The organism is Enterobacter sp. ECC_219_Taxon_10 (assembly GCF_058354905.1).
The window spans coordinates 2,042,430-2,066,824 of the sequence record NZ_CM178005.1; the positions used below are offsets into that span (position 1 = coordinate 2,042,430).

At 57.6% G+C, this 24,395-nt stretch carries 20 protein-coding genes and 1 other RNA gene; 9 read left to right on the forward strand and 12 right to left on the reverse strand.

Annotated elements, in window-relative coordinates; all coding sequences use genetic code 11:
* Positions 1–128: 128 nt before the first annotated feature.
* The gene (locus AC4ICF_RS09780) at positions 129–1,052 is read left to right on the forward strand and encodes a LysR family transcriptional regulator (RefSeq protein WP_316378949.1); all 924 of its coding nucleotides are present in this window, start codon (positions 129–131) and stop codon (positions 1,050–1,052) included.
* On the opposite strand, the gene AC4ICF_RS09785 is transcribed toward AC4ICF_RS09780, so the two are convergent.
* From AC4ICF_RS09785 to ppsR, 8 genes are all read right to left on the reverse strand, one after another.
* Complete coding sequence (locus AC4ICF_RS09785) at positions 1,019–1,798, reverse strand: heme ABC transporter ATP-binding protein (protein WP_316378950.1); 780 nt, start codon at positions 1,796–1,798, stop codon at positions 1,019–1,021. The two genes, AC4ICF_RS09780 and AC4ICF_RS09785, sit on opposite strands and share 34 nt — an antisense overlap.
* Positions 1,791–2,783, reverse strand: coding sequence for a FecCD family ABC transporter permease (locus tag AC4ICF_RS09790; RefSeq protein WP_316378951.1), 993 nt, complete (start codon positions 2,781–2,783; stop codon positions 1,791–1,793). Before AC4ICF_RS09790 ends, AC4ICF_RS09785 begins: the two co-directional genes overlap by 8 nt.
* Complete coding sequence (locus AC4ICF_RS09795) at positions 2,783–3,604, reverse strand: heme/hemin ABC transporter substrate-binding protein (protein ID WP_316378952.1); 822 nt, start codon at positions 3,602–3,604, stop codon at positions 2,783–2,785. The genes AC4ICF_RS09790 and AC4ICF_RS09795 overlap by 1 nt, the downstream gene beginning before the upstream one ends.
* The gene (chuS, locus tag AC4ICF_RS09800) at positions 3,601–4,629 is read right to left on the reverse strand and encodes a hematinate-forming heme oxygenase ChuS (protein ID WP_316378953.1); all 1,029 of its coding nucleotides are present in this window, start codon (positions 4,627–4,629) and stop codon (positions 3,601–3,603) included. Before chuS ends, AC4ICF_RS09795 begins: the two co-directional genes overlap by 4 nt.
* Before the next feature lie 35 nt (positions 4,630–4,664).
* Positions 4,665–6,647 (reverse strand): TonB-dependent hemoglobin/transferrin/lactoferrin family receptor, encoded by a 1,983-nt coding sequence (locus AC4ICF_RS09805; protein ID WP_316378954.1) that lies wholly within the window; start codon positions 6,645–6,647, stop codon positions 4,665–4,667.
* Between the two features lie 72 nt (positions 6,648–6,719).
* Positions 6,720–6,908, reverse strand: a complete 189-nt coding sequence (gene hemP / locus AC4ICF_RS09810; protein WP_166712687.1) for a hemin uptake protein HemP — start codon at positions 6,906–6,908, stop codon at positions 6,720–6,722.
* Between the two features lie 254 nt (positions 6,909–7,162).
* A complete protein-coding gene (aroH, locus tag AC4ICF_RS09815) occupies positions 7,163–8,209 on the reverse strand; it encodes a 3-deoxy-7-phosphoheptulonate synthase AroH (RefSeq protein ID WP_316378955.1) in 1,047 nt (348 codons plus the stop codon).
* 152 nt (positions 8,210–8,361) lie between these two features.
* Positions 8,362–9,195: a posphoenolpyruvate synthetase regulatory kinase/phosphorylase PpsR gene (gene ppsR / locus AC4ICF_RS09820; RefSeq protein ID WP_014883510.1), complete on the reverse strand. Its 834-nt coding sequence runs from the start codon at positions 9,193–9,195 to the stop codon at positions 8,362–8,364.
* 335 nt (positions 9,196–9,530) lie between these two features.
* On the opposite strand from ppsR, the gene ppsA reads away from it, so the two are divergent.
* The 3 genes from ppsA (at position 9,531) to AC4ICF_RS09835 (ending at position 15,923) form a co-directional block, all read left to right on the forward strand.
* Entirely contained in the window at positions 9,531–11,909 is a 2,379-nt protein-coding gene (ppsA, locus tag AC4ICF_RS09825) for a phosphoenolpyruvate synthase (RefSeq protein WP_014883511.1), read from the forward strand.
* A gap of 234 nt (positions 11,910–12,143) precedes the next feature.
* Positions 12,144–13,544 carry an MFS transporter gene (locus tag AC4ICF_RS09830; RefSeq protein WP_316378956.1) on the forward strand — a complete coding sequence of 467 codons (1,401 nt, stop codon included), beginning with the start codon at positions 12,144–12,146 and terminating at the stop codon, positions 13,542–13,544.
* A 3-nt stretch (positions 13,545–13,547) separates the two neighbouring features.
* Positions 13,548–15,923: a glycoside hydrolase family 3 N-terminal domain-containing protein gene (locus tag AC4ICF_RS09835; protein WP_316378958.1), complete on the forward strand. Its 2,376-nt coding sequence runs from the start codon at positions 13,548–13,550 to the stop codon at positions 15,921–15,923.
* A gap of 5 nt (positions 15,924–15,928) precedes the next feature.
* On the opposite strand, the gene rprA is transcribed toward AC4ICF_RS09835, so the two are convergent.
* Positions 15,929–16,036, reverse strand: an RNA gene (rprA, locus tag AC4ICF_RS09840) — antisense sRNA RprA.
* A gap of 209 nt (positions 16,037–16,245) precedes the next feature.
* On the reverse strand, positions 16,246–17,361 hold the full coding sequence (gene ydiK / locus AC4ICF_RS09845) for an AI-2E family transporter YdiK (RefSeq protein ID WP_116340471.1): 1,116 nt from the start codon (positions 17,359–17,361) through the stop codon (positions 16,246–16,248).
* Between the two features lie 198 nt (positions 17,362–17,559).
* Between ydiK and ydiJ the strand changes: the two genes are divergently transcribed.
* The 3 genes from ydiJ (at position 17,560) to AC4ICF_RS09860 (ending at position 21,303) form a co-directional block, all read left to right on the forward strand.
* Positions 17,560–20,616: a D-2-hydroxyglutarate dehydrogenase YdiJ gene (ydiJ, locus tag AC4ICF_RS09850; RefSeq protein ID WP_166710851.1), complete on the forward strand. Its 3,057-nt coding sequence runs from the start codon at positions 17,560–17,562 to the stop codon at positions 20,614–20,616.
* Positions 20,613–21,023, forward strand: coding sequence for a 1,4-dihydroxy-2-naphthoyl-CoA hydrolase (gene menI, locus AC4ICF_RS09855; RefSeq protein WP_028012841.1), 411 nt, complete (start codon positions 20,613–20,615; stop codon positions 21,021–21,023). Before ydiJ ends, menI begins: the two co-directional genes overlap by 4 nt.
* A gap of 85 nt (positions 21,024–21,108) precedes the next feature.
* The gene (locus tag AC4ICF_RS09860; protein ID WP_003857766.1) at positions 21,109–21,303 is read left to right on the forward strand and encodes a YdiH family protein; all 195 of its coding nucleotides are present in this window, start codon (positions 21,109–21,111) and stop codon (positions 21,301–21,303) included.
* A gap of 50 nt (positions 21,304–21,353) precedes the next feature.
* Here the strand turns inward: AC4ICF_RS09860 and AC4ICF_RS09865 are convergent, their stop codons facing one another.
* Positions 21,354–21,983 carry a helix-turn-helix domain-containing protein gene (locus tag AC4ICF_RS09865; protein ID WP_316378959.1) on the reverse strand — a complete coding sequence of 210 codons (630 nt, stop codon included), beginning with the start codon at positions 21,981–21,983 and terminating at the stop codon, positions 21,354–21,356.
* 69 nt (positions 21,984–22,052) lie between these two features.
* A complete protein-coding gene (locus AC4ICF_RS09870; RefSeq protein ID WP_116340465.1) occupies positions 22,053–22,712 on the reverse strand; it encodes a helix-turn-helix domain-containing protein in 660 nt (219 codons plus the stop codon).
* 406 nt (positions 22,713–23,118) lie between these two features.
* Here AC4ICF_RS09870 and AC4ICF_RS09875 point away from each other — a divergent pair, with 406 nt between their 5' ends.
* Together AC4ICF_RS09875 and AC4ICF_RS09880 are read left to right on the forward strand one after the other, a co-directional pair.
* The gene (locus AC4ICF_RS09875) at positions 23,119–23,649 is read left to right on the forward strand and encodes a fimbrial protein (RefSeq protein ID WP_163328973.1); all 531 of its coding nucleotides are present in this window, start codon (positions 23,119–23,121) and stop codon (positions 23,647–23,649) included.
* Between the two features lie 61 nt (positions 23,650–23,710).
* Positions 23,711–24,388, forward strand: a complete 678-nt coding sequence (locus AC4ICF_RS09880) for a fimbrial biogenesis chaperone (protein ID WP_316378960.1) — start codon at positions 23,711–23,713, stop codon at positions 24,386–24,388.
* Positions 24,389–24,395: the final 7 nt, after the last annotated feature.

Here is a 24,395-nt window from a genome sequence, read left to right on the forward strand (position 1 = left end):
CGTTAACCGTGCCGGTATCATTAGGGGCGGCGACTCATTTGTTAATTTTGAATTTGTGACCCACTCATTTGGTTTTCTTATTAATTTACTGTTAACTAATTCTTTTCAATTAGTTAACAGGATGAAAAATGAGAATGAGTGTCAAACAGTTACGCGCGTTTTTAGCGGTAGCTCACACTCTCAATTTCGCGCACGCCAGCGAACGCTTAAATCTCTCCCAGCCGGCGCTGAGCCTGACGATTAAAAGTCTGGAAGACGCGCTCGGTGGCCCGCTGCTGCAGCGGAGCACGCGCAAGGTCGCGCTGACGCAGGAGGGAGAGACGTTTTTGCCGATGGCGCGCCAGCTGCTTGCCGACTGGGATAACGTCGAAGAGGCGATGCACCAGTGCTTTACCCTGCAGCGCGGTAAAATCTCGGTCGCCGCCATGCCGTCGTTTGCCGCGAATGTCCTGCCCGAGGTGCTGAAAGCGTTTCGCGATCGCCATGCCGGGATCAACGTCACCGTGCATGACGTCATCAACGAGCAGGTGATTGAGATGGTGCGTGAAGGGCGTGTTGAGATGGGGATCGCCTTCGAACCGGCCCCCACGCACAACCTGCTGTTTACGCCGCTGGGGCTCGACAGGTTTGTTGCCATTGTGCCTAAAGATTCCTCGCTGGCGGGCAAAAAGCGGCTGGCCTGGGAAGAGCTGCTGACGCTGGATTTCATTACCCTGCAGCGCCCTTCGGCGGTACGTCTGATGATGGAGGAGGAGCTGGCGCGAAGCGGCAGAAAGCTGGACGTGGCGCTGGAGAGTCATCAGTTGGTGACAGTAGGGCGCATGGTCGCCAGCGGGCTGGGCGGCAGCGCCGTACCGGCGCTCTGCGAGGCGCAGATGACGGCACTGGGCGCGGTCTGTATCCCGCTGGATAGCCCGCCTATTGAAAAGTGCATCGGAGCAATCCATCCAGGGCACACGCAGCTCTCTAAAGCGGCGCATGCCCTGCTGGAAATGCTGAAGGATTTTTACCAGCCCGCTCAGGGGGCGAGAAATACCTGCGGTACGGGGTGATCCGGGTGGCTGCCAACGCACACCTGCGCGCCGTACCAGCGCGCCAGCGTCCCGGCCTGCAGCACGTCCTCGGGCGCGCCGCGGGAGACCAGCCTGCCGTTGTGCATCAGCAGAATGCGATCTGCCCACAGCGCCGCCAGATTGAGATCGTGCAGCACCACGCAGACGTGGAGGTGACCCCGACGGGTCAGGGATTTCAGCAGGCGCAGCAGATGCTGCTGGTGGTAGAGATCCAGCGCGGAGGTGGGTTCATCAAGAAACAGCCAGCCGCGTGGTGCCCCGTCGCACCAGAGCTGGGCCAGCGCGCGGGCGAGCTGGATCCGCTGCTGCTCGCCGCCGGAGAGCGTCGAATAGTGTCTGCCCGCCAGCGGTAAACAGCCCGTAATCGCCATCACTTCCTCAACCACCGATGCTTCAGGGGCGCGAGTCCAGGGCGCGCGGCCCATACCGACCACCGCTTCTACCGGCCAGTCGAATCCAGGCTGTGTATTCTGGCGCATCACCGCCCGGTAGCGGGCGAGGGTATCCGACGGCCAGTCCGCAAGCGGCGTGCCGGCCAGAGTGCAGCGTCCGCTTGCGGGCTTGAGGTAGCCGGTAAGCAGCCGCAATAATGTCGACTTCCCGGCACCGTTGGGGCCAATCAGTGCGACCAGCTCACCCTGAGAGAGAGTAAGCGACACATCGTCGATCAGCGTCCGCTGCCCGGCGTGAAAGAAAATGTTCTCCGCACAATAGCGTTCAGCCATGCGTACCTCCGCGACGAAAGATAAGCCACAGGAACCACGGCGCACCGAGAAGGCTGGTCAATAACCCGACGGGCATCTCCGCCGGGGAGACCAGGGTGCGCGCCAGCGTGTCGGCAACCAGCAGCAGCAGCGCGCCGGCCAGCACCGAGCCGGGAACGACGGCCCGGTGGTCGGCTCCCAGCCACATGCGCATCAGGTGCGGCACCACAAGGCCAATAAAGCCGATCACGCCGCTGACGGCCACCGCCGCGGCAACCAGCAGGGCGCTGCACAGCAGCAGGATCCTCTGCACAGTGGCAACATCCACCCCGAGATAGTGCGCCTCTTCATCGCCCAGTTGCAGCAAATTGAGCGGGCCGGCCAGCCGCCAGATAATCAGCACCGCGGGCACCATCAGCGACGTTACCGCCAGCAGGGTGGACCACTGCGCCTGCCCGAGGCTGCCCATTCCCCAGAGCGAAAGCTGGCGAAGCTGGGCATCGTTGCTAAGCCAGGAGAGCACCCCGACGGCCGCGCCGCACAGGGCGTTGATGGCGATCCCCACCAGCAGCAGGCGGGACAAGGAGCCGTGACGCTGCTGGCTGAGCAGGAAGATAAGAACGGTTGCGGCCAGCGCGCCGAGGAACGCCGCAAGCATCGGGGCGTACAGCATCAGCAGGGCAGGTAAAGCGGCGGGAATAACCACCCACAGCGCCACCGCCAGCGCCGCGCCGCTGCTGATCCCCAGCAAACCCGGGTCCGCCAGCGGGTTGCGGAACAGCCCCTGCATCACACAGCCGGCCAGCGCCAGCGCACCGCCAATCACCAGCGCCAGCAGCACGCGGGGCAGGCGAATGGTAAGCCAGATCTGACGCATGGCCTCATCGCTGCCGCTCCACAGCAGGCTGACCGGCAGGTGCAATGCCCCAAACCCCGTCGCCGCGAGCGTCATGATGCTCAGGATCGCGGCCAGCATCCACAACGACAATGCGATCCGCCGGGACATCAGGGCAGTTGCTCCGCTTTGGCGCGCAGCTTCAGGATGGCATCCGGCGTTCGCACGCTGAAGCCCAGCAGGGCCATATCATCAATCGCCAGCATCTGCCTGTTCCGTCCCGCCGGGGTTTGCGCCAGGCCGGGCAGCTTCCACAGGTTTTCCTCGCCGCCCAGCGCGTTCACGCCGTCCTGCGAAATCACCACCAGGTCGGGCCGGCTGGCAATGACTCCTTCCTGCGACAGCGGCTGATAGCGGGTGAATCCCTGCATCGCGTTCTGCAGCCCGGCGGCCCGGATGGCGGCGTCTGCGCCGGTCTGCTGCCCGGCGGCCATCGCGGTCATTCCCCCGTGGTTGAGGATAAACAGCACCCGCTTGTTAAGGGGCGCTGCGGGCAGCGCCGCCAGCACCTGACGCAGCGTGTTGCGCAGGGCTTCCCCCTCGGCTTCACGGTGCGTGGCGTCGGCAATCACCCGAACCTTTTCGTCAATGACGCTCAGGTCGTTGCGGCCAGGAACGGTAACCACCCTGACGTGACTTTGTTCGACCTGCTTCAGCGCAAGAGACGGCTGCGCCTGGTCGCTGGCCAGCACCAGCGTGGGGCGCATGGACAAAATGCCTTCGGCGTTGAGCTGACGTAAATATCCCACGTCAGGCAGATCGTTTGCCGCCTGCGGCCACTGGCTGGTGCTGTCGCGTGCGACCAGAGAAGACTGCGCGCCAAGCGCATAGACAATCTCCGTCACGTCGCCGCCAAGGGCGACAATTTTCTCCTGCGCGGCGGCAAACGCTACCAGAGGCAGGGCGCACAGCAGGGCTAACCACGTTTTCATGCGGCCAGCCCTTTTGGCGTCAGGGCGTCAATCTGGCTGCGCCACTGGCTCTGCTCCGGCTCGCCTTCGGTACGCTGGCCATAAAGCTGCGCGATTTGCGTACCGTCGGCGGCAAACAGCTCCAGGCTGGTGACGTGGCCGTCTGCGGTTGGTTTGCGCGTAACCCAGCTCTCCGCGATGGTTTCTTCCAGCAGATGCAGCGTAAAGGCGGGATTAAAGATGTTCAGCCAGCCTTTCATCGGCACGACTTTCTGTACTGCACCGGTGAAGATCTGCACGCAGCCGCGGTTACCGACGAATACCATGATTTCGTTGCCGTCCTGACGTGCCGTTTCCAGCAGCTGTGCCAGCGCGCTATTCTCCACCTTACAGGCAAGGTCGTCGCCCACCAGGCGAAACGCCTGCTGACGGCTGAGATTGTGGCGTTTGAGCAGGCTGAAGAACTGATGCACGTCAGTCATGGCGCGCCACTCCTTATCCACGAGAGCGGCATCCGCGTTTTCGGCGTGAGCCGGGGCATCCGCAGCGCCCAGCTCAAGCGGCGGATTATCGGCAAAGATAAAGCGGGTCAGCACATCGCCCCAGGCAGCGAGGTCGGTGTTGTCCGTGGTATAGACCTTGAGCACCGCATCGCCCTGGCGATCGAAGAACTGAATGCTCTGCCGCTCGCCGCGTGGGGTGGCTTCGCTGAGGTGAAACGCGCTCGCCCACTGGTTGAGGAACAGGCGAAGATCCAGCGCGCGCGGGTTCAGCACCAGCCCGGCGTGGCCCTTCAGGTGCTGGTTGGTGAAGTTGCCAACCTGCTCGTGCACGGCATACTCGTTGCGGCAGATGCATTTGGTTTCACCCACTGCTTCCAGCGCGCCCAGGATATCGCGGATTTCACCGCGCAGTCGCCAGGCGTCGTGACCCACGCGGGCAAAGGTCAGCTCCGCTTCGCTGATATTCATTAACCCTGCGATGTCTCGCGCGTACTTACCCGGATGTTCTTCTTTTAGCTCAAGCCAGCGTGTGTAGTGATTCATTGTCTTATCCTTCTGAAGAGTGGCCCCGAAGGGAATTACCACTGATAGCTTACGAAAATCTTGCCGTTACGCCCGTCCTGCGGAATGCCCTGAGGTGACCAGTACGCTTTGTCAAAGGCGTTGCCCAGCACCAGCGTGGTGGTGACGCCCTTGAGCTGCTCCTGGCCCTTATAGCTGACGTAAAAATCGTTGACCGCATAGCCCGGCTGCTTGCTGTAGCTGCTGCTGACGTGAGTTGAGCGATCGGCAAAAGTGCCGATCCAGCCGACGGAGAACCCGCTTTGCGCCACCGGAACGTCCAGCTTGCTGGTGACGGTGTCCGGGTTGATGCTGGAGATGTACTCCCCGGTATTGGTATCTTTCCCGCGCGTGCGGTTATAGGCCACGTCAAGGTTAAACAGATCGGCCGAATATTTTGCCATTACGTCCCAGCCCCAGATTTTGGCGTCAGGAACGTTGTACGACATGGTGGTCGCCGCGGCGAAGTTGACGGTGGTGGAGATGTAGTCTTTCGCTTTGGTATCGAAATAGCTGGCCTTGAACTCCAGCGCATCGTTGGCGAGCATCAGATCGTCAAAGCGCAGGCCAAAACCAAACTCCTGCGTTTCGTTGGTTTCCGGGCGCAGGTTCGGGTTAGGTACCCAGTAGTTGGTGTAGAACCGGCCAATGGAGAAGTGTTTAGCGTCGTTATACATTTCACCCATGGTCGGCGCGCGGAAGGCCTGCGCGTAAGAGCCGAACAGCATCAGCCAGTCGGTGGGGCTGACGGTTAACCCCGCCCGGGAAGACCACTTATCGGCATTGACGTCATCGTAGCCATTGCTGCTGCCGCGATAGTTGTCATAGCGCGTGCCGCCCAGAAGGGTAACGGGCAGATCGCGCAGGGTGATTTCATCCTGCAGCCAGCCGGAGCTAAAGTCGATTTTCGCCTCCGGGAAGCCGGTCGTGGCGCCGCCCGGACGCTGCTCCTGACGATAGTATTCTCCGCCGTAGGTCAGAAGGTGAGACGCAAAGGAGTCGCTGAACAGGCGGGTACGGTTTTCCACCTTGCCGCCTTTGGTGGTCTGCTTGCGGAACTCGCCGGTGCTGTCGATGTTCTGGGCGTTAATGCGCGCTTCAGACCAGTAAACCTTCGCATCGGCGTTCAGCCAGTCGTACCCTTCCGGCGCAATGCGGTAGCCAACCTGCGCATCTCGCTGGATGGTGGAGCGGTCGGTCATCGGGTTGCTGCTGTTGGCATCTGATGTTTGCGGGTTTTTCGGCTCCTGCGCGGCGTTGTTGTAGTAGCGCAGGGCGCCACTCAACGTCTGAGCCGGGTCGATTTTCCAGCTGCCTTTCGCCAGCATGTTATTAATGGATTCGTCGTTCGGCGCCGTTGCACCGTCGCTCTGGCGGATATCACCGCGGTCGCGGCTGGACCACGACACCAGGCCGTCCAGGGTATCGGTGCGGCCATAGGCGCTGGCCCCCAGGCCGAGGCTGTGGTCACCCGTTGCACCGGTACCAAACACGCGATAACCGCTGTTTTTACCCGGCTCCAGCAGGTCTTTGGCGTCGACGGTGTCATAGGAAATCACGCCGCCCAGCGCGCCGCTGCCGTAGAGCAGGGCCGACGGGCCGCGCACCACTTCAATACGTTTGATGAGCGCGGGATCGAGGAAGGTGCTGTTCAGGTGGCCGGTATCGGTTCCCTGACGCACGCCGTCAACCAGTACCAGCACGCCGCGACGGTCGTAGCCGCGCAGGTTAACGTCCTGACCGTTGGTGCGGCCGGTGCCGTCAAGCGTCAGGCCGGGGACGTTGCGCAGCAGATCGGCGGCAGAGCTGGCGGTCTGTTTTTCCGGGGCGGTGGCGTCAATCACGCTCACCATCATCGGGGCTTCGAAGGCGCTACGGGCGTTGCCTGTGGCGGTGACGGTTATTTCATCTGCGGCAGCAAACGCGACGCCCGGCAGGGTGCTGACAATCGCCAGCGCCAGAAGGGACGGGCGTAAACGTGCGGTGTGCAGGTGTGGCATAGCAACTCTCCATAAAGTATCGAAAGCGCTGGCTGCCTGGGGATGACCTGGGTGGCTGGCGAAGGTTTTAGTTTATTTTGTGAGGATCAATTTTCCGGCATTCGTCTGGCGCAGCAGGTAGTGCTGGCCGTCATGCTCGATAATCACCCGGCCCTCATCACCCAGCAGAGTTTTGCTGTCGATGCGGCGATCGCCAGGGGCAGGGGACGGTGCTGTGTGTGTTTTTGCTGGCGTTGCCGCGCTGTTATCCGTAGGTGACATCATGTTTATAAATAACAATCAATGTAACAATGATAATCATTATCAATAAACTGCAAATTCACGGCAAGCGTTTTTGTGAAAATTGTGTGACGGGATCAAATTCAGGGGGCGAGGTGCGGTCTGATCCCCTCACCCTAACCCTCTCCCCAAAGGGGCGAGGGGATTGTTCACTGCTCGCATTAATTTGTGGGGATTCCTCAACCAAAAGGAAGAGAATCGTAGGTCGGGTAAGCGTAGCGCCACCCGACAAGGTTTTAGAATCGCGTATCAACCGCAGCTGCAAGCTTCTCCAGCAGCAGTTCGCTGTCTTCCCAGCTCAGGCACGGGTCGGTGATCGACTGACCGTACACCATCTGCTGGCCGGCAATGATTTTCTGCGTGCCTTCCTTGATGAAGCTTTCGGCCATAATCCCGGCAACGGCGGTCGAGCCGCTGCGGATCTGCTGACAGATCTCATCGCAGACGTCCAGCTGGCGGCGATGCTGCTTCTGGCAGTTGCCGTGGCTGAAATCCACCACCAGGTGTTCCGGCAGGTCGAACTCGGCCAGCGTTTCACAGGCCGCCGCAATATCTTCTGCATGGTAATTGGGTTTCTTCCCGCCGCGCATAATGATATGCCCGTACGGGTTACCGCTGGTCTGGTAGATGGTCATATGACCGCTTTTGTCCGGCGACAGGAACATGTGGCTGGCACGCGAGGCGCGGATCGCATCTACCGCGATACGGGTGTTGCCGTCGGTCCCGTTTTTAAAGCCGACCGGACAGGAGAGGGCGGAGGCCATCTCGCGGTGGATCTGGCTTTCGGTGGTCCGCGCGCCAATCGCGCCCCAGCTGATCAGATCGGCGATAAACTGCCCGGTCACCATATCGAGAAATTCGGTGGCCGTCGGCACGCCCAGCTCGTTGACCTGCAACAGCAGCTTGCGCGCCAGTTCGATGCCGTGGTTCACGCGATAGCTGCCGTTAAGGTCAGGGTCCGAAATCAGCCCTTTCCAGCCCACCACGGTACGCGGTTTTTCAAAGTAGGTGCGCATCACAATCTCAAGGCGATGCTGGTATTTATCCCGCAGCCCCTGAAGGCGTTTTGCGTAGTCCATTGCCGCATCCAGATCGTGGATGGAGCAGGGGCCAATCACCACCAGAAGACGCCTGTCTTCACCATTGAGGATTTTTTCAATGCGGCGGCGGGAGGCCGTCACATGTTCCGCGACCGCGGCGGAAACGGGGTGCCGCTCGGCCAGTTCAGCCGGGGTGACCAGGCTGTCTATGCGCGCCGTGCGGAGTTCATCGGTTTTATTCATGACTTGTCTCAGAAAATTTTTGCTTCATCGGCAGACTACCGGGAAGTGATGGGCATCACATTAAACCAATCCCTGCTGATTTCAAGTTCGGGGCGACACCGCCCCGCTGTTGAAAATGATGATACATGAATCCGAGCTAATGTACTAGCGTATTAGTACATTCGGCGGTTAAGTCCCATGATGTCGAGAATTTTGGTGGCGATCTCTTCAACCGAATAGTTGGTGCTGTTCAGCCACGGGATCTGGTTTTTGCGGTACAGCGCCTCTACTTCGGAAACCTCCATGCGGCACTGGCGCATCGAGGCGTAGCGGCTATTCTCGCGGCGCTCTTCGCGGATCGCCGCCAGGCGTTCCGGGTTAATCGTCAGGCCGAACAGCTTGTGCTGCAGCGGCTTAAGAGCAGCGGGCAGCACCAGGTTATCCATGTCATCAGCGATAAACGGGTAGTTTGCGGCGCGGATGCCGAACTGCATCGCCAGATAGAGGCTGGTTGGCGTTTTGCCGCAGCGCGACACCCCGAGCAAAATCACCTGGGCCTGGTCGAGATTGCGCAGCGAAATCCCGTCGTCGTGCGCCAGGGTGTAGTCGATGGCGGCGATACGCGCGTCGTATTTGGTCAGGTTGCCGGGGTTCAGCCCGTGGGTGCGGTGCGCGATAGGCGTCGGGTCAAGCTTCAGTTCGCTCTGGAGCGGAGCCACCAGCGCCTGCACGATATCCTGGCAGAAGCCCTCGCTTTGCAGAATGATGTGGCGAATTTCGGGAATCACGATGGAGTAGAACACCAGCGGGCGCACGCCGGTCTGCTGGTAGATGGCATCGATCTGATCCTTCACCGCTTTGGCGCGGCTCTCATTTTCCACAAACGGCAGCGTGATGCTGTTGATCGAAACGGGGAATTGCGACATCACCGCGTGGCCCAGCACCTCGGCGGTGATCGCCGTACCATCAGAAATATAAAAAACGTGACGATCGACAGCATTATCCATTTTACCCACCCTGAATATCATACGTAATTGTCTGAAAGCATAAATTAAAAAAGGTAATTACACAGCAAAGAACTTATCCTAATTATAAATGAAACGCTGTTTTTGATTTTCCTGAAAAGCGGATTTCATTTTTCAAATAGCGACTTTATTTTTGGGGTTTCTGGCTGAATATAGAGGAATCATCGGGTTATTGGCTGGTGGGAAACTATCCGAAAAGTTGAAAATTTAAATTGCTTACACGATTCACCGTTTTTTTAGCGCAAATAATTATGCCAGTATAAATACGTAGTCAGGTGTTACTTACTCCGATCAAATATCACAAAAGGATTGTTTCGATGTCCAACAATGGCTCGTCACCGCTGGTGCTTTGGTATAACCAACTCGGCATGAATGATGTAGACAGAGTTGGGGGCAAAAATGCCTCCCTGGGTGAAATGATTACAAATCTGTCCGGTATGGGTGTCTCCGTACCAAACGGGTTTGCCACGACCGCCGACGCGTTTAACCTGTTTTTAGACCAGAGCGGTGTAAACCAGCGCATTTACGACCTGCTGGATAAAACGGATATTGATGACGTCACCGAGCTTGCAAAAGCCGGGGCGCAGATCCGCCAGTGGATCATCGACACACCTTTCCAGCCGGAACTGGAAAAAGCCATCCACGACGCCTACAACCAGCTCTCCGCTGACGATGCGCAGGCTTCCTTTGCCGTGCGTTCTTCCGCGACCGCAGAAGACATGCCGGACGCCTCGTTTGCCGGACAGCAGGAAACTTTCCTGAACGTTCAGGGCTACGATGCCGTGCTGGTGGCGGTGAAGCACGTGTTTGCCTCCCTGTTCAACGACCGCGCCATCTCCTATCGCGTGCACCAGGGCTACGACCATCGCGGCGTGGCGCTCTCCGCGGGCGTGCAGCGTATGGTGCGCTCCGACGTTGGCTCCTCCGGCGTGATGTTCTCCATTGATACCGAATCCGGCTTCGACCAGGTGGTGTTCATCACCTCCGCGTGGGGTCTGGGTGAGATGGTGGTGCAGGGCGCGGTTAACCCCGACGAGTTCTACGTCCACAAGCCTACGCTGGCCGCTGGCCGTCCGGCGGTGGTGCGCCGCACCATGGGCTCGAAAAAAATCCGCATGATCTATGCCCCGACCCAGGAGCACGGCAAGCAGGTTAAGATTGAAGATGTGCCGCAGGAGCAGCGCGACCGCTTCTCCCTGACCGACGCCGAAGTGCAGGAACTGGCGAAGCAGGCGGTGCAGATAGAAAAACACTACGGCCGTCCGATGGATATCGAATGGGCGAAAGACGGTAACACCGGCAAGCTCTTCATCGTGCAGGCGCGCCCGGAAACCGTCCGCTCACGCGGCCAGGTGATGGAGCGTTATACGCTGCACGCGCAGGGTAAAATCGTGGCGGAAGGCCGTGCCATCGGTCACCGCATCGGTGCCGGCCCGGTCAAAGTGATCCACGACATCAGCGAGATGAACCGCATTGAGCCAGGCGACGTGCTGGTGACCGACATGACCGACCCGGACTGGGAACCGATCATGAAGAAAGCCGCGGCCATCGTCACCAACCGCGGCGGTCGCACCTGTCACGCGGCGATCATTGCCCGCGAGTTGGGTATCCCTGCGGTTGTCGGCTGCGGTGACGCCACCGAGCGCATGAAGGACGGGCAGAACGTGACCGTCTCCTGTGCCGAAGGTGATACCGGCTACGTGTACGCCGATATTCTCGACTTCAGCGTGAAGAGCTCCAGCGTGGATACCATGCCGGACCTGCCGCTGAAGATCATGATGAACGTCGGCAACCCGGACCGTGCGTTTGACTTCGCCTGCCTGCCGAACGAAGGCGTTGGCCTGGCGCGTCTGGAATTCATCATCAACCGTATGATCGGCGTTCACCCGCGCGCGCTGCTGGAGTTTGACGATCAGGACGCGAAGCTGCAGAACGAAATCCGCGAGATGATGAAAGGCTACGACTCGCCGAAAGAGTTCTACGTCGGCCGTCTGACCGAAGGGATCGCCACGCTGGGCGCAGCGTTCTACCCGAAACGCGTGATTGTGCGTCTGTCTGACTTCAAGTCAAACGAATACGCCAACCTGGTGGGCGGCGAGCGCTACGAGCCGGAAGAAGAGAACCCGATGCTGGGCTTCCGCGGCGCCGGACGCTACGTGTCCGACAGCTTCCGCGACTGCTTCGCGCTGGAGTGTGAGGCGGTGAAACGCGTGCGCAACGACATGGGGCTGACCAACGTCGAAATCATGATCCCGTTCGTGCGTACCGTGGATCAGGCGAAAGCGGTGGTGGACGAGCTGGCGCGTCAGGGGCTGAAGCGCGGCGAAAACGGGCTGAAGATCATCATGATGTGCGAAATCCCGTCCAACGCCCTGCTGGCCGAGCAGTTCCTGGAGCACTTCGATGGCTTCTCTATCGGCTCGAACGACATGACTCAGCTGACGCTGGGCCTGGACCGCGACTCCGGCGTGGTTTCCGAGCTGTTTGACGAGCGTAACGAGGCGGTGAAAGCGCTGCTTTCCATGTCCATCCGCGCGGCGAAGAAGCAGGGTAAATACGTCGGCATTTGTGGTCAGGGTCCATCCGACCATGAAGACTTTGCCGCCTGGCTGATGGAGGAGGGGATCGATAGCCTGTCCCTGAACCCGGACACCGTGGTGCAAACCTGGCTGAGCCTGGCGGAACTGAACAAGTAACGACATCACTATCGGAAAAAGGCGAGGATATTATTCCTCGCCTTTTTTATTTCACCGCTAATTTGCTCCCCATCACAAATAAACTAAAAAACCAAATATCATAATTTGCCTGTTAATTAAGACAATTGTTAGTGCGCAAAGCGTTGCTAATACTTGAGCCTTACTGCGCATTTCCCTTTGGAAGATGCGCAACTGGTTGAAATACGTTTTAACCTGATAAAAAGGCAAATAACAATGACACTTTCCTCTGTATTGCGTACCAAAGATAAAATAGGTTATGGCTTAGGCGATATGGCCAGCGCGCTGGTCTGGCAAACGGCCACGTTATTTCTTGCTTATTTCTATACCGACGTTTTCGGTTTACCCGCTGCCATTATGGGCACCATGTTTTTAGTGGTGCGCGTGGTCGATGCGTTTGTCGACCCGTGCATTGGCGCGCTGGTTGACCGCACGCAGACGCGTCACGGCCGTTTCCGTCCCTGGCTGCTGTGGTTTGCTATTCCCTTTGGCGTAAGCTGCCTTATCACCTTCTACGTACCGGACGTCGGGCCGACGGCAAAAATTGTTTATGCCTGCGCGACCTACGCGATTTTAAGTCTGATTTACTCCGCCATTAACGTGCCTTACTGCGCCATGCCGGGGGCGCTGACGCTGGATCCGCGCGAGCGCCACTCCCTGCAGTCCTGGCGTTTTGGCCTGTCGTTTATCGGCGGGCTGATCGTAACGGTTATCGCCTTGCCGCTGGTCTCATTGTTAGGACAGGGCAACGTGCAGAAAGGCTATTTCTACGCCATGAGCCTGATGGGGCTGCTGGGGATTGTGCTGTTTTTCTGCTGTTTCCTGATGACCCGCGAGCGTTATTCCCCACGCAATGATACCTCCGGCTCCATGCTAACCGATTTAAAACTGCTGGCCGGGAACAGCCAGTGGCGTATTGTCTTCCTGTTTAATATTTTGCTGTTAACGGCGGTGGTGACGCGCGGCTCTGCCACCATGTATTACGTCAACTATGTGCTGTTGCGCCCGGAGCTGGTTTTTGCCTTTATTGTTTCCGGCATGGTGGCCTCCTTAAGCGGTGCATTATTATCTGAACGGCTGCTGGGGAAATTTGACCGCGTCCGCGCCTATCAGTGGACGATTATTTCCTTCGTCATCTTCGGCGCGCTGATTTTCTTCCTGCCGCCTTCTCAGGTGTGGCTGATTTTTGGCCTCAACATTGTCTTTAGCTTTGTGCAAAACCTCACCACGCCGCTGCAGTGGACCATGTTCTCAGATGTGGTCGACTACGAAGAGCACCGCAGCGGCCGCCGTCTGGACGGGCTGGTCTTCTCCACCGCGCTGTTTGCCATCAAGTTTGGGCTGGCGCTGGGCGGGGCGGTCGTCGGCTGGGTGCTCGGCATGGTGGATTACGCCCCGGGCCAGGTAGCCCAGGCGCCGCACGTGCTTTCCACCATCAACGCGCTGTTCACCCTTATTCCGTGCGCGCTGTTCCTCTGCATGGTGGCGCTGCTTTCCATCTACAAGCTCAACAGCCGGCTGGTGGATTCCATCGCCCGGGAGCTGGCGAGCAAGCGTGAGGTAAGACCCGATGCGGGGCAGCTCAGCCCGGCAACCCCTTCCGCACTACAGGAGTAAAATATGACTGCTATCTATAAGGACGCTGGACGTCCCGTACACGAGCGCGTCGCCGATTTACTGGCGCGCATGACCCCGGAAGAGAAGTTCGCCCAGATGCATGCGTACTGGCTGATCCTCGATGAAAACGGTAACCACCGCGAGCGCAGCGACCTCAGCGATGAGTTCGCCGGCGTGAGCCAGCAGGCTGCACTCAGCGAACGGCTGAAGCTGGGCGTCGGTCAAATTACGCGCCCGCTGGGCACCCACATCGTTGATGCGAAAACCGGCGTGCGCGCCGCTAACCGCCTGCAGCGCATGATGATGGAGGAGACGCGTCTTGGCATTCCGGCATTGTTCCATGAAGAGTGCCTGGTGGGGCTGCTGTGCAAAGACGCCACGTTGTTCCCGTCGTCGCTGAACTACGGCTCCACCTGGGACCCTGAACTGGTGCAGCGCGCGGCAGAGCAGATTGGTAAAGAGGCGCGTTCCGTCGGCTGCCAGCAGGGGCTGGCCCCGGTGCTGGACGTTTCCCGCGACGTGCGCTGGGGGCGAACCGAAGAGACCTTCGGGGAAGATCCCTGGCTGGTGGGGGTGATGGCCACCGCCTACGTGAAAGGCTTACAGGGCGATAAGCGCGATCTGCTGGCGACGCTCAAGCATTACGTGGGCCACTCGTTCAGCGAAGGGGCGCGTAACCACGCCCCGGTTCATCTCGGCTTCAGCGAGCTGAACGACACCTTCCTGCTGCCGTTTGAAATGGCGGTTAAGCTGGCAAACGCCGGTTCGGTCATGCCCGCCTACCACGATATCGATAACCAGCCGGGGCACAGCGACAGCTTCCTGCTGACCACCGTCCTGCGTGAACAGTGGGGCTTCGACGGCATTATTGTCGCTGACTACGGCGGCGTCAGCCTGCTGCACCAGCATCACGGGATTTCCCACGACGCAGCGGAGTCCGCTGCGCTGGCCTTTAACGCCGGGCTGGACGTTGAGCTGCCGAAAGACGACTGCGCGAGCCATCTGGCAGATGCCGTTGAGCGTGGATTGATTTCCATGACGAAGGTGGATGAGATCGTGGCGCGTACGCTGACCGAAAAATTCCGCCTCGGCCTGTTTGAGAACCCGTATGCCGATGAAAACGGTATCGATCTGCAAAATGAGATGACCCGAGAGGTCTCGCGGGAGGTAGCGACCAAATCGATCACGCTTCTGGAAAACGACGGCATTCTGCCGCTGAACGGTAAGCCCCGCGTGGCGGTGGTGGGGCCGACGGCAGACGATCCGCTGGCGTTACTCAGCGGCTACAGCTTCCCGGTGCATTTGATCATCAGCGATATGGTTGAGGAGACCTCGCAGGTGACGACCCCGCGCGCGGCGGTGGAGCAGTACCTGGGGGCATCGAACGTGCGCTACGCGAAAGGGTGCCACATTATCGAAAAACGGATGGCGGGCGCGCCGGTCTTCCCCGGCGACAGCGGTGGCAAGCCGATGCAGCAGTCTCCCGTGTCGCAAAGCACCGCACTTATCCCTGAGGCGGTCAGCGCCGCGCAGGATAGTGACGTGGTGGTGGCCTGCGTGGGCGATCTCGCCGGACTGTTCCAGAGCGGCACGGTCGGGGAAGGATCTGATACCGATTCTCTGAATCTGCCCGGCGTGCAGCAACAGCTGCTGGACGCCCTGGTCGCCACCGGCAAACCGGTGATTGTCGTGATGACCGGCGGGCGCCCGTACAACCTTCAGGGGCTGGAGGAGAAGGTTGCCGCGCTGATGATGGCCTGGGCGCCGGGGCAGGAAGGGGGCTGGGCGATTGCCGATGTGCTGACCGGTCGCGCGGAGCCGCAGGGGCGGCTGGTTGTCAGCGTGCCGAAAAGCGCCGGGGCAATGCCGTATTACTACAATCACAAGCTGAAAAGCGGCGGCACGCCGTTTGCGTTCCATTTCGGTGCGCGTTATCCGTTTGGTTTTGGCCTTGGCTGGACGCAGTTTAGCTGGGGCGCTGCCCGCGTCGCTGAAAGCCGCGTGCCGGTCGACGGTGAGGTGACGCTGAGTGTGGATATCACCAATACCGGCGAGCGCAGCGGGAGTGAAGTCGTGCAGGTCTACGTGCGGGATAGGGTCGCTAGCCAGGTGCGCCCGCTTCAGGAGCTGAAGGCTTTCCAGCGCGTCACGCTCTCGCCGGGCGAAACCGCCACGCTCACCTTCACGCTGCCGGTTGAGATGTTCAACTTCACCCGACGTGACGGGAAACGCATTGTTGAGCCTGGCGAGTTTGAACTGCAGATTGGCGCATCGTCGGCGGATATCCGCGAGGTCGTGACGGTCAACGTAACCGGAGAGACGTGGGTTCTGCCTGCTGAATGGCGGATGCTCAGTCGCTGTGACGTGAAGCGCGCGTAGTCAGGATAAAAAAAAGCCCATCGTGGGAGATGGGCAAAGACTACACACAGCAATTCGTTGTTTCACTCAGGGGATTTCCATGCTTATAAACCAAGGTGTTGATTTATAACCGTGAGCTAATAGTAGGCATTGTGTTATTTAGCGTCGATCAGATTCGTCTCAATAGTTAAAGAGACTTAAAGATTTCTTGAGGATAATAGCGGACTTACTGTTGAAATAGCGGGTCTGACCAGTGAGTGACGAATAAATAGTTTAGTAATGCTTAAGTGTTGGTGAGGGTAATGTAGACCGGGTGCGCGTTAGCGCCACCCGGCCAAAAGGCTTACTGCGTGTTCTTCTCTTCCAGCTCTTCCAGCTCGCTCAGAATCACGTCCGGGTCGGTTCCCGGCGGCGGCACTTCATGAACCCAGGCGGAGAACAGACGCCAGGTGACGGCAAGCAGCACCGGGCCAATGAACAGACCGATCATCCCGAAGGCAATCAACCCGCCGATAACGCCGGAGAGGATCAGGATCAGCGGCAGGTCTGCACCCATACGGATGAGGATGGGGCGAATCACGTTATCCATGGTGCCGACCACGCAGCTCCAGACCAGCAGAACCGTTCCCCACGTGGTATCACCCGTCCAGTAAAGCCAGATAATACTCGGAACCAGCACCAGCAGCGGCCCCAGTTGCGCAAGGCAGGTCATCAGCATGACCACGGTAAAGACGGTGGCGTACGGTACGCCGGAAATCGCCAGGCCGATACCGCCCAGCACCGCCTGCACCAGCGCCGTCACCACAACGCCCAGGGCGACCGCGCGCACGGCCTGCGCAGCCAGCAGTACCGCGGCATCGCCCCGTTTTCCCGCCAGGCGGGTGGCAAAGTGACGAACGCCTAAAGCCACCTGCTCACCGCGCCAGTAAAGCAGGGCGCTGAAGACCAGCATCAGGGTACAGTGCATCATAAAGCGGCCGATATGCGCGGCCTGACCGACAAACCAGGTGGTGGTGGTGCCAATATACGGACGCACTTTCGCCATCAGCGCGCTGCCGCCCATCTCCAGCAGGCTATGCCAGCCGCTGTAGAGTTTAGCGCCCACGACCGGAATGCTGTTCAGCCAGGCGAGATCCGGCAGCGTCAGGTCGCCGCTGGTCACGGCGCGGATCACCGGGCCGCTGGAGTCGACAAGGCTGTTAACCAGCAGGGCAATCGGAATAATAAACAGCAGGAACAGCAGCAGCGTCATGACCAGCACGGCTAAGCCGCGGCGGCCAAACAGCAGCTTCTGCAGGCGTAATAAAAGAGGCCAGGTTGCGACGACAACGGTCGCGGCCCACGCAAAGCCGAGAATAAAGGGTTGAACAATCCACAGACACGCAATAATCATGAGGGCTAAGAACAGCACCGACAGCAGAATTTGCGCAACATCCCTGGGCTGACGAAGATTGACCATAAACGAAACATTTCCTTAAATGAACGCCAGCCGGGCTGGCGGGAACGTAAACCACATCTCTCTAATCATTAGTGATATCAGCGATTTTTGACAGGCGAATTCTGCCTGTAATTCAGCAGAGATTATAAGAAAAAAATGTGATAAAACTTTTAAGATACACGCAAACGATTCCCACAACTCTAATTAGGGTCGACAGTAATGATCCCACAGATTTCTCAGGCACCTGGCGTCGTTCAGCTGGTGCTTAATTTTTTGCAGGCACTGGAGCAACAGGGTTTTACAGGTGATACCGCCACGAACTATGCCGACAGGCTGACGATGGCAACCGATAACAGTATCTACCAGCTTCTTCCCGATGCCGTTGTTTTCCCTCGATCTACGGCCGACGTGGCGCTTATCGCCCGGCTGGCAACGCAGGAGCGCTTTGCCTCTCTGGTCTTCACGCCGCGCGGCGGTGGCACCGGGACCAATGGTCAGGCGCTGAACCAGGGCATCATTATTGATATGTCGCGCTATATGAACCGCATCATTGAGATCAACCCTGAAGAGGGGTGGGTGCGGGTCGAAGCGGGCGTCATCAAAGATCAGCTTAATCAGTATCTCAAGCCTTACGGCTACTTTTTTGCCCCTGAGCTCTCCACCAGCAACCGCGCGACGATTGGTGGAATGATCAATACTGATGCTTCCGGCCAGGGCTCGCTGGTCTACGGTAAAACCTCCGACCACGTGCTGGGCGTGCGTGCGGTGCTGCTGGGCGGAGACATCCTTGATACCCAGCCGATGCCGGTTGAACTGGCGGAAACGCTGGGCAAAGATAACACCGCCAGCGGGCGCATCTACCGCACCGTGCTGGAGCGCTGCCGCGACAACCGCCAGCTTATTCTCGACAAATTCCCCAAACTGAACCGCTTTTTAACGGGCTACGACCTGCGCCACGTGTTTAATGACGACCTGACGCAGTTTGATTTAACCCGCGTGCTGACCGGCTCCGAAGGGACGCTGGCGTTTATTACCGAGGCGCGGCTGGATATCACCCGCCTGCCGAAGGTGCGTCGTCTGGTGAACGTCAAATATGACTCCTTCGACTCCGCGCTGCGCAATGCGCCGTTTATGGTGAAAGCGCAGGCGCTGTCGGTGGAAACCGTCGACTCGAAGGTGCTCAATCTGGCCCGGGAAGATATCGTCTGGCACTCCGTTAGTGACCTCATTACCGACGTGCCGGATAAAGAGATGCTCGGTCTCAATATTGTGGAATTTGCCGGCGATGATGCGGAGCTGATTGAACGCCAGGTCACCACGCTCTGCCAGCGTCTGGATGAGCTGATTGCGCAGGGAGAAGGCGGTGTGATCGGCTGGCAGCTCTGTAACGATCTGGCCGGTATCGAACGTATTTACGCCATGCGTAAAAAAGCCGTGGGCCTGCTCGGCAATGCGAAAGGGGCGGCGAAGCCCATTCCTTTTGCCGAAGATACCTGCGTGCCGCCTGAACATCTGGCGGATTATATCGTTGAGTTTCGCGCCCTGCTGGACAGCCACGGCCTGAGCTACGGCATGTTCGGCCACGTGGATGCCGGGGTGCTGCACGTGCGTCCGGCGCTGGACATGTGCGACCCGCAGCAGGAGATCCTGATGAAGCAGATCTCCGACGACGTGGTGGCCTTGACCGCCAAATACGGCGGTCTGCTGTGGGGAGAGCACGGGAAAGGGTTCCGCGCGGAATACAGCCCGGCCTTCTTCGGGGAGCAGCTCTACGCGGAGCTGCGTAAGGTGAAAGCGGCATTTGACCCGGATAACCGCCTTAACCCGGGGAAAATCTGCCCGCCAGAAGGCGTGGACGCGCCAATGCTCCAGGTGGATGCCGTCAAGCGCGGCACCTACGACAGACAGATTCCGATTGCGGTGCGCTCGTCCTGGCGCGGCGCGATGGAGTGTAACGGCAACGGCCTGTGCTTTAACTTCGACGCGAAAAGCCCGATGTGCCCGTCAATGAAAATCACCAGCAACCGTATTCACTCGCCGAAAGGGCGGGCGACGCTGGTACGCGAGTGGCTGCGTCTGCTTGCGGATCGCGGCGTCGATCCCCTGAAGCTGGAGCAGGAGCTGCCGGAAAAACGGGCCAGCCTGCGCTCGCTGATTGAGCGCACCCGCAACAGCTGGCATGCCAACAAGGGCGAATATGATTTCTCCCATGAGGTGAAAGAGGCGATGTCCGGCTGCCTGGCCTGTAAAGCCTGCTCTACCCAGTGCCCGATTAAAATCGACGTGCCGGAATTCCGCTCGCGCTTCCTGCAGCTTTACCACACCCGCTACCTGCGCCCGGTGCGCGACCATCTGGTGGCGACGGTGGAAAGCTACGCGCCGCTGATGGCGCGCGCGCCGAAGACCTTCAACTTCTTTATCAACCAGCCGCTGGTGCGCAAGCTTTCCGAAAAACACATCGGCATGGTCGATCTGCCGCCGCTGTCGGTGCCGTCTCTGCAGCGCCAGCTCGTCGGCCATCGCTCGGCAAACATGACCCTGGAGCAGCTCGAAGCGCTTACCCCTGAGCAAAAAGCGAACGTGGTGCTGGTGGTCCAGGATCCGTTTACCAGTTACTACGATGCCCAGGTCGTGGCCGATTTCGTCCGTCTGGCGGAGAAAGTGGGTTACCAGCCGGTTGTGCTGCCGTTCTCGCCTAACGGCAAGGCGCAGCACATCAAGGGTTTCCTGAACCGATTTGCGAAGACAGCGCAGAAAACGTCTGACTTCCTGAATCGCGTGGCGCAACTCGGAATACCGATGGTCGGCGTCGATCCGGCGCTGGTGCTTTGCTATCGCGATGAATACAAACAGACGCTGGGTGAGAAGCGGGGCGATTTCCACGTCATGCTGGTGCACGAGTGGCTGCCGTCGGCCCTGGAAGAGAAGACCGTTCAGGAGGCTGGCGGTGAACCGTGGTATCTGTTCGGCCACTGTACCGAAGTGACGGCGCTGCCGGGGGCCCCGGCGCAGTGGGCCGCTATTTTTGCGCGTTTCGGCGCGAAGCTGGAGAGCGTCAGCGTGGGCTGCTGCGGGATGGCCGGCACCTACGGCCACGAAGTGAAAAATCACGCCAACTCGCTCGGCATCTATGAGTTGTCCTGGCATCAGGCGATGCAGCGTTTACCGCGCAACCGCTGCCTGGCGACGGGCTACTCCTGCCGCAGCCAGGTCAAACGGGTAGAGGGTAACGGCGTACGCCACCCATTGCAGGCTTTACTGGAGATAATTGGATGATCTGGAAACGTGCCGTGACGCTGCAGGCGCTGAACGCCATGGGCGAAGGGAATATGGTGGGGCTGCTGGATATCCAGTTCACCCGCATCGGGGAAGACGATCTGGAGGCGACGATGCCTGTCGATAGTCGCACCCACCAGCCGTTTGGTCTGTTGCACGGCGGGGCCTCCGTCGTGCTGGCGGAAACCCTGGGCTCTGTCGCGGGGTATCTCTGCACCGAAGGCGAGCAGAAGGTGGTCGGGCTTGAGGTGAATGCTAACCATATTCGCTCGGTGCGTAGCGGACGCGTGCGCGGTATTTGCCGCGCGCTGCACGCCGGTAGCCGCCACCAGGTGTGGCAGATTGATATTCTCGATGAGCAGGATCGCCTGTGCTGCTCGTCGCGGCTGACGACGGCGGTCGTGTAAAGTTTTCAGATGAATTGGCTTTGGTCAAAAACTAGCCAGGATGTTGTGATATACTGGTCAGGATTTGTACATAAGCGAGGACATCATGGATACTGAAATAACCCCAACACAGCTGGCAATTGAATATTTACGTCGCGATAAGAGCAACCTGTCTCCGGCGCAGTACCTGAAAAAGCTGAAACAGCTTGAGCTGGAGTTCACGGACTTGCTGGCGCTCTCTTCGAATGAGCTGAAAGAAGAGATCTACTTTGCCTGGCGGTTGGGCGTTCACGTCCATTGAGCGAGTGTTGTTGAAAAGGCCGCGACTGCGGCCTTTTTTGTGCCCCGAATTCAGTATCGGGCAGGAAGCTTGTTGATCCTGATGAGTCGGCCTTCTTCGATTTCGATAAATCCGCCGGTTTTTAAATCCGCCAGAATACGCATTACGCCGCTGCGGGAGAGCTGGGTTTTCTCCCGAATATACCTTTCCGCCGTCACGCTGCTGCGATAGCTCTCATCTTCCTCCATCAGCTTTATCAGCTGCTGGCGAATCATCTCATACGCCGTCGGGGCGCCCTGCGGCATTACATTGTTATAAAGACGGCTATACACAAACATGAGTTGCTTCGAGAGTAGTCCCCACAGCGCCTTATCTTTAATAATCTCATTCACCCGCGCGGTGGTGAGCGTGCCAATCAGGCACGGGCTAACCGTCTTGATATAATCATTAAAATAGATATCGGTGAGGTTAGCGAGGCCGAACACGGCGGGGCTGCGGGCCGTAGACAGCATCATGTCATCGCTTCTTCTGTAGATGGCGACCGTTCCCTCAAGAATTAAATAGCAGATTCCCTGACCGTTGATCTGGAGGTCAAGCCGCTCGCCGCGAGCGGTGCGTCGCGTTGTGCAATCAGGCAGTAAGTGTGAAATAAGCTCTTGTGCGTAAGGTGAGCCGCGGTGAGACGTTTCTGGAAGGGACATGGTAGCCGGTAACCTTAAGAATAACCTGGCTAATTATAGCGTCTCTCGCTGATACAGGCACGGTGGCAATCAATATTTGCGTGGCAGATGGTGAATTTCACGCAGCACACCGCGCTCCATGGTGATGTACTTGCCGGTCCGAAGTTCCGACAGGATACGCATAATTCCGCTACGTGAAAGATACGTCCGGCTTTTGATGTAGGCTGCCGCCGTCGTATTGTGCCGTATGGCGTCCGGCTCCTGCATCAGCTCAACAAGCTGGAACCGGATGATATCGTAGGCAGACATTTGCGATATTTGCGCGCAATGTTCGTATACCCGCGAGGCGGTATAAATAAGCAGCTTTGAAAAGTGCTCCCATAAATCATGCTGCGACACAATCTGGTTAAAGCTTTCCAGGGGCACGCGGGCGATTTCCGCGGTTTCCAGCGCCCTGACGTAAAGATGCTCAGAAGAGAATTGACTGCTCACGCCCAGAATAAAAGGCGCTGACTCAGAGTTTAATACAATACCGTCACCGCGGCGATGAAGCGCCACGCTGCCCTGGATAAGCAAAAAGCACTGCCGAACATCATCTTTATAATAATGAACCGTTTCACCCCGGGCGATGATCATTCTCTTCGCTGCCGGGACCACATGGTTAATCAGCGTGTCTATATGGAATAACGGTTTTAAATCCAGAGCGGATGACGGCTGATTATTCAGCGGGGTGGTTAAACGTGTATTCATAAGATACCTCACATCGACTGCTTGTGTGATCATTTTTTGATCTGCGAAGAGAATTATCTTAAAAATTAATAACTCAGGGAACATTCTGCAGAGGTCTAAAAGTAGACTGGGGAGTTTTTTCTATCTAACTCCTTGAAAAACAAGAGGAATTTATTTAAGTCTATTAATAGACCTGAAGCAACACGTGATAAGAATTTTCAAAAAATGAATGTTTCTTTTTTGTTAAATCTGAGTCTACAGCTAGACCATATAACCGTTGTCCTTGTGAAAAGAATTATATAAATTTTAACCAAGCAGTAAGAAAAGGCTTAAGCCATTTATTGGAGAATAAAAATCCCCAGGATTTTTATCGGCCCTCTACTGCATGAATCTCAGTAATAAATAAAGTGATACAGGGTAGAGCATTATGAAAAAGCAATTAATGATGGCAATGTTTGCAGCCAGTTCTGTACTGACCATGACAAATGCATTCGCAGCGGCAGGTACCGTTAATTTTAACGGTAATATTCTTGATTCTGCCTGCGATGTTGATGTGGCTTCGCAGAACCAGGTGGTGGTGCTGGGCGATTATAATAAAACGGAATTCCCGGTTACGGGTTCCAGAACGGCTGCAACACGATTTGATATTGTACTGAAAAACTGTCCGGTTACGGTTACCAGCGCAAAAGTCCGTTTCGACGGCACGCCGGATCCAACCAATGCCAACCTGCTGGCAATTGATTCGTCGGTGGCAGGGGCGGCAACAGGGGTGGCGATTAACCTGATGTCAGCGGATAAGGCCGATCTGCCGTTACACAGCAGCAATAATTATTCCTATGTGCTCAGTAGTACAACGGATAATACGCTGAATTTTTACGCGCAGTATATTTCCACTGAAGCAACGGTAACCGCCGGTCCTGCAAATTCCGTGGCTAATTTCTCCGTTGTCTATAACTGATTTTTCTTGACGGAAACCATTGGGGGGCCGTCTGTTGGCCCCTTTGTTATTGAGGTATAAAATGTATTTTCTGAGTAAAACTTTACTTGCCTGCGTGTTTCTTTCAGTCGGTATTTCTCAAGCCACTGCGGGTGTGGTCATTGGCGGGACGCGCGTTATTTATGATGGCAATAAAAAAGAGTCTTCTATTAGCGTCACTAACCCCGACACGGCACCGTATTTAATTCAGTCGTGGGTAGAGTCGCAAAACGGAAGTGCTGAGAAAACACCTTTTATTATCACGCCACCACTCTACCGCCTGGATAAAGGCCAGCAGAACGTGGAACGTATTGTATTAGCAGGTTCGGTTGCCCAGGATAAAGAGTCGCTCTACTGGCTAAATATTAAGTCTATTCCTGCGGCATCGCGAAAAGACAATACGCTGCAAATTGCGGTAAAAACCCGCATTAAATTGATCTATCGTCCAGCAGCCCTGAAAGGGGTCATTCCTGAAGAGCTGGCAGATAAATTAACCTGGCAGCGTAGCGGGAATCAGATTCAGGTCACTAACCCAACTAACGTGGTAATGAATTTCAATGAAATCCGCGTGAATGGTAAAAAGCTCGAGGATGTAACTTATGTACTTCCCGGGGCTAGCGCACGGTTTGATTTGCCGAAAGGTATTACCGGCGGTTCGGTAACGTTCAAGTTAATTAATGATTACGGTGGTACCGGAAATGTGCACAACGCCACTCTGTAATTCGTAT

Coding starts and splice junctions, on each gene's coding strand:
- AC4ICF_RS09780 (WP_316378949.1), top strand. CDS start 129: ATGAGAATGAGTGTCAAACAGTTACGCGCGTTTTTAGCGGTAGCTCAC.
- AC4ICF_RS09785 (WP_316378950.1), bottom strand. CDS start 1,798: ATGGCTGAACGCTATTGTGCGGAGAACATTTTCTTTCACGCCGGGCAG.
- AC4ICF_RS09790 (WP_316378951.1), bottom strand. CDS start 2,783: ATGTCCCGGCGGATCGCATTGTCGTTGTGGATGCTGGCCGCGATCCTG.
- AC4ICF_RS09795 (WP_316378952.1), bottom strand. CDS start 3,604: ATGAAAACGTGGTTAGCCCTGCTGTGCGCCCTGCCTCTGGTAGCGTTT.
- chuS (WP_316378953.1), bottom strand. CDS start 4,629: ATGAATCACTACACACGCTGGCTTGAGCTAAAAGAAGAACATCCGGGT.
- AC4ICF_RS09805 (WP_316378954.1), bottom strand. CDS start 6,647: ATGCCACACCTGCACACCGCACGTTTACGCCCGTCCCTTCTGGCGCTG.
- hemP (WP_166712687.1), bottom strand. CDS start 6,908: ATGTCACCTACGGATAACAGCGCGGCAACGCCAGCAAAAACACACACA.
- aroH (WP_316378955.1), bottom strand. CDS start 8,209: ATGAATAAAACCGATGAACTCCGCACGGCGCGCATAGACAGCCTGGTC.
- ppsR (WP_014883510.1), bottom strand. CDS start 9,195: ATGGATAATGCTGTCGATCGTCACGTTTTTTATATTTCTGATGGTACG.
- ppsA (WP_014883511.1), top strand. CDS start 9,531: ATGTCCAACAATGGCTCGTCACCGCTGGTGCTTTGGTATAACCAACTC.
- AC4ICF_RS09830 (WP_316378956.1), top strand. CDS start 12,144: ATGACACTTTCCTCTGTATTGCGTACCAAAGATAAAATAGGTTATGGC.
- AC4ICF_RS09835 (WP_316378958.1), top strand. CDS start 13,548: ATGACTGCTATCTATAAGGACGCTGGACGTCCCGTACACGAGCGCGTC.
- ydiK (WP_116340471.1), bottom strand. CDS start 17,361: ATGGTCAATCTTCGTCAGCCCAGGGATGTTGCGCAAATTCTGCTGTCG.
- ydiJ (WP_166710851.1), top strand. CDS start 17,560: ATGATCCCACAGATTTCTCAGGCACCTGGCGTCGTTCAGCTGGTGCTT.
- menI (WP_028012841.1), top strand. CDS start 20,613: ATGATCTGGAAACGTGCCGTGACGCTGCAGGCGCTGAACGCCATGGGC.
- AC4ICF_RS09860 (WP_003857766.1), top strand. CDS start 21,109: ATGGATACTGAAATAACCCCAACACAGCTGGCAATTGAATATTTACGT.
- AC4ICF_RS09865 (WP_316378959.1), bottom strand. CDS start 21,983: ATGTCCCTTCCAGAAACGTCTCACCGCGGCTCACCTTACGCACAAGAG.
- AC4ICF_RS09870 (WP_116340465.1), bottom strand. CDS start 22,712: ATGAATACACGTTTAACCACCCCGCTGAATAATCAGCCGTCATCCGCT.
- AC4ICF_RS09875 (WP_163328973.1), top strand. CDS start 23,119: ATGAAAAAGCAATTAATGATGGCAATGTTTGCAGCCAGTTCTGTACTG.
- AC4ICF_RS09880 (WP_316378960.1), top strand. CDS start 23,711: ATGTATTTTCTGAGTAAAACTTTACTTGCCTGCGTGTTTCTTTCAGTC.